Origin of the sequence: Mesorhizobium sp. M4A.F.Ca.ET.050.02.1.1 (assembly GCF_003997725.1) — a bacterium.
Taxonomy (GTDB): domain Bacteria; phylum Pseudomonadota; class Alphaproteobacteria; order Rhizobiales; family Rhizobiaceae; genus Mesorhizobium.
Genome location: NZ_RZSG01000724.1, coordinates 1 through 3,071 on the forward strand (window position 1 = coordinate 1; position 3,071 = coordinate 3,071).

At 61.8% G+C, this 3,071-nt stretch carries 5 protein-coding genes; 3 read left to right on the forward strand and 2 right to left on the reverse strand.

Translation table 11 applies throughout. The annotated features are described in order from the left end of the window. Window positions 1-501: alpha/beta hydrolase (locus tag EOA33_RS30035; protein WP_145989351.1), on the reverse strand; the 501-nt coding region annotated here is incomplete at its 3' end. A 153-nt stretch (window positions 502-654) separates the two neighbouring features. On the opposite strand from EOA33_RS30035, the gene EOA33_RS30040 reads away from it, so the two are divergent. Beyond that, the gene (locus tag EOA33_RS30040) at window positions 655-1,113 is read left to right on the forward strand and encodes a MarR family transcriptional regulator (protein ID WP_126059384.1); all 459 of its coding nucleotides are present in this window, start codon (window positions 655-657) and stop codon (window positions 1,111-1,113) included. Here EOA33_RS30040 and EOA33_RS30045 read toward each other — a convergent pair. Beyond that, window positions 1,077-1,748 (reverse strand): glutathione S-transferase family protein, encoded by a 672-nt coding sequence (locus tag EOA33_RS30045; protein WP_126058681.1) that lies wholly within the window; start codon window positions 1,746-1,748, stop codon window positions 1,077-1,079. The two genes, EOA33_RS30040 and EOA33_RS30045, sit on opposite strands and share 37 nt — an antisense overlap. 352 nt (window positions 1,749-2,100) lie before the next feature. Here EOA33_RS30045 and EOA33_RS30050 point away from each other — a divergent pair, with 352 nt between their 5' ends. Together EOA33_RS30050 and pth are read left to right on the forward strand one after the other, a co-directional pair. Further along, window positions 2,101-2,742, forward strand: coding sequence for a 50S ribosomal protein L25/general stress protein Ctc (locus EOA33_RS30050; protein WP_126058680.1), 642 nt, complete (start codon window positions 2,101-2,103; stop codon window positions 2,740-2,742). A gap of 21 nt (window positions 2,743-2,763) precedes the next feature. Then, window positions 2,764-3,071: aminoacyl-tRNA hydrolase (gene pth / locus EOA33_RS30055; protein ID WP_145989352.1), on the forward strand; the 308-nt coding region annotated here is incomplete at its 3' end.

Below are 3,071 nucleotides of genomic sequence, written 5' to 3' on the forward strand. Positions count from 1 at the left end.
GGCCGGAACATCGCGGAAGAACTGGGCGCGGTTGGCGGCCTGGGCGGAGCGGAAGCCGTCGAACACCTCGATCGGCAGGCCGCCGGGATTGGCCGCGGTCTTGAGCATGATCGGCGGCACGGCGCCGATCAGCACCGCCTTGGCGACGCGGCCGCCAGCACCGTATTTGGCAACGTAGCGGGCCACCTCGCCGCCGCCGGTGGAATGGCCGACATGGATGGCGTTCTTGAGGTCGAGATGCGCAGCGAGTTCGGCGACATCGGCGGCGTAAGTGTCCATCTCGTTGCCGGTATCCGTCTGGGTGGAACGGCCATGGCCGCGCCGGTCATGAGCGATGACGCGATAGCCCTTCGAAAGGAAGAACAGCATCTGGGCGTCCCAGTCGTCGCTGCTCAACGGCCAGCCGTGATGGAAGACGATAGGCTGGCCGGCTCCCCAATCCTTGTAGAAAATCTCGGTTCCGTCCTTGGTGGCGATCGTGCTGCTGCCGGGCTTGGTCATCTCAATCTCCATTGATTATTTTCGCGATAATCAATATCGCGACAACAATGTGGTTAGCGCAGATCGAACCCCTTGTCCATAAGAAATATGTATCGCGATATCATTTTTCGTGGTAAACATTGAGAAATGCTCAGTCGGCAAAAGGAATTCGCCGTGCCTCTCCCGTTGGACAATCAGCTCTGTTTCGCCCTCTACGCCACGAGCATGGCGATCAACCGCACCTACAAGCCCATGCTCGACGAGATGGGGATTACCTACCCGCAATATCTCGTGCTCAACGCCCTGGGAGAGGCAGATGGCATGTCGGTCGGCGCGATCGCGCGCAGGCTGGCGCTGGAATCGAGCACCGTGACGCCTCTGGTCAAGCGCATGGAGCAGGCCGGTCTTGTGAGCCGCCAGCGCAGCCATGCCGACGAACGCCAGGTGCAGGTCGATCTCACCGTGGCCGGCCGGGCGCTGCTCACTCAATGCAACTGTCTGGGTGAAACGCTCATCGAGCGCTCCGGGATGACATTGGCCGAGATCGATTCGCTCACCCAAAAAGTCTGGGCCTTGCGCGAGGCGCTGGCTGCCGATCAGACCGCTGTTCCGGGCCGACCGTTGGAAATGTAACTCTTCACGCGCGGCAATGGCGGCGCCTCGAGACCCGCGAAAGGATCGCGCCATGCATCGATCGCCTCGAGTTGGTCATACCAGCGACGTATCGACGGATAGTCGTCGAGCGGTAGCCCGGCAGCATCGTTGAAGGGCAGAAACGTCGCCATGCGAAAGTCGGCGTAGGAGACGGAATTTCCGACCAGCCACTCCCTTTGCGCGAGCACCGGGGCGAGGATGGCGGCAGCCGCGTGGAAAACCCTGAAGCCTTCCTCGACGAGGGCCTGGTCGATAGGACCCAGCCCCCAGCGCTGCTTGGTGCCGCGCTCGAAATGCACCATGTCGCAGCCTCTGGCGAAATTCTCCTTGCCCCAGCTTATCCAGCGGATCATGTCCGGCTCATCGTCCCCGCCGCGCCAAAAATTCGAGCCCACCTCGCGGGAGAGCCGACAGGCGATGGCGTCGGCTTCCCACAGGCTCCATCCGGAGCCGACCAGTATCGGCAAGGTCAGATTTGGGTTGAGCACGCGATAGCGCTCGGCCTGCCCCGATACCATGGGTGAGGCGAATTCGAACGTAACGTCCGCCTTGAGATGGCGTGCCGTCGCGACTCCAAGGCGAGGATTGGGATTGCGGCTGAACAGGAGTTTCATATCGGATCCTCACGGATTGGTTGAGACAACTGCCGCAGGACGATTGAAGCCTGCCCGATCCTACATCCGGACGGACGGGATTCTTGACTGTATGCTTTCGACATTGGAAATGTCGCGAAAGCCTTCCAGACCAACCGCTTGCGCCTGCGCCCGCCTTCCGCTATAGAGCCGCCACCCGCGTAGACACCCTTGGAGGCAACGCGGCGGAAGGCTGCCTTCCCTTGTGATCCCCGAACAAAGGTCCGCTTCTGGCGGCCACCGGCGTTCGGACATCCAGGCCTGGCGGCTTTCGACGTTTCGGCTGGGCATATTGCCTGCCGCAAACGCTCCACAACACGCGAAAGGAAATGCCATGAGCCACGATACTTACGAGCTCAAGGCCGAAGCGCGCGAACAGGTCGGTAAGGGGTCCGCCCGTGCAGTTCGCCGCAACGGTAAAGTGCCTGCAGTGATTTACGGCGACAAGCAGCCTCCCCTGGCGATCGCCCTCAACTACAAGGACGTCTACTACAAGATCCACGGCGGCGGGTTCCTGACCACGGTGGCCACGATCGATGTCGGCGGCAGCAAGATCCAGGTTCTGCCCAAGGACTTCCAGCTCGACCCGGTCAAGGATTTCCCTGTCCATGTCGACTTCCTGCGCATCGGCAAGGACACCGAGGTCAATGTCGACGTGCCTGTCCACTTCATCAACGAGGACAAGTCGCCCGGCATCAAGCGTGGCGGCGTGCTCAACATCGTGCGTCACGAGGTCGAGTTCCACTGCCCGGCCAATGCGATCCCGGAATTCATCACCATCGATCTCGCCGGCACCGATATCGGCGACTCGATCCACATCTCGGCGGTCACGCTGCCGGCCGGCGTCAAGCCGGTGATCTCGGACCGCGACTTCACCATCGCGACCATTGCCGGCTCCTCGGCGATGAAGCCCGAGGTGGAAGAGACGGCCGAGGCGGCAGCGCCCGAAGCGGCTCCGGCCGCCGAAGAGAAGTAATTTTCCCGCCCGGAGACGACGATGCTTGTGTTCGCAGGCCTCGGCAATCCGGGCGCGAAATATGCCAACAACCGGCACAATGTCGGTTTCATGGCGGTGGACGCAGTCGCCCGCCGCCATTCTTTTTCGCCCTGGTCGAAGAAATTCCAGGGCCTGATCGCCGAAGGCACGCTCGCCGGCGAAAAGATCCTCCTGATCAAACCGCAGACCTTCATGAACCTGTCCGGCCAGGCGGTCGGCGAGGCGCTGCGCTTCTACAAGCTCGAACCTGCCGCGCTCACCGTCTTCTATGACGAGATCGACCTTGCCGCCGGCAAGGTCGATCTCGT

Coding starts and splice junctions, on each gene's coding strand:
- EOA33_RS30045 (WP_126058681.1), bottom strand. CDS start 1,748: ATGAAACTCCTGTTCAGCCGCAATCCCAATCCTCGCCTTGGAGTCGCG.
- EOA33_RS30050 (WP_126058680.1), top strand. CDS start 2,101: ATGAGCCACGATACTTACGAGCTCAAGGCCGAAGCGCGCGAACAGGTC.